This window comes from Pseudomonas fluorescens, from assembly GCF_902497995.1.
Taxonomy (GTDB): Bacteria; Pseudomonadota; Gammaproteobacteria; order Pseudomonadales; family Pseudomonadaceae; genus Aquipseudomonas; species Aquipseudomonas fluorescens_BK.
The window spans coordinates 1-562 of sequence record NZ_CABVII010000068.1; the positions used below are offsets into that span (position 1 = coordinate 1).

The window sequence follows — 562 nt, forward strand, 5'->3', positions numbered from 1 at the left end:
CGTACAAACTACCTATCACCGAACTTCAAATTCGCGCTGAGCGAACTTTTTTTGCTAGTGCTGACGGAAGACGCGTTGAGGGGGCGCCTGCCTACCCACAAGCGGATGGAGTTTATCAGGTTGAAGTAAGCGATTTGGTACGCCATAGCGCTCATCTGCCCCGACCTGCTTCGTCAGCTTTGCGACCCAAGCGTCACGCATTGAAAATGATGGCCGATCTGGGCTTCGGCCCGCCTCAGCCCTCATTGGTGGGTATCGTACTGTTCCCCAACAAGCACACCGTTCTAGAAGTACGACCCCGACGGGCGTTACGTCCAATGTTATCCACCGAAGACAGCTTCTGCGCCTTGAACCTATGCCAACTGGCATTGTTTGCTGCGTTGAGTTACTGCGATTTTGGGCAGGTCCCCGCAGAAAGACCGTTAGACGAAGTTCGGTTTCCGTTAGATCCGAGCGTTGGAAATTTATTCGCTGAACAGCTTTCGGTGTATCACGAAGCCTGGCGAATTGATCCGAAGCAATCACACCGTTTTTACCCCCTCTACGAAGATATCCCTTACTC

The 562-nt window shown here is 52.5% G+C and carries 1 pseudogene; it reads left to right on the top strand.

Features of this window, described 5'->3' with window-relative positions:
• A pseudogene (locus tag F8N80_RS31870) lies at nt 1-562 on the top strand (lipase family protein); the annotation flags it as partial.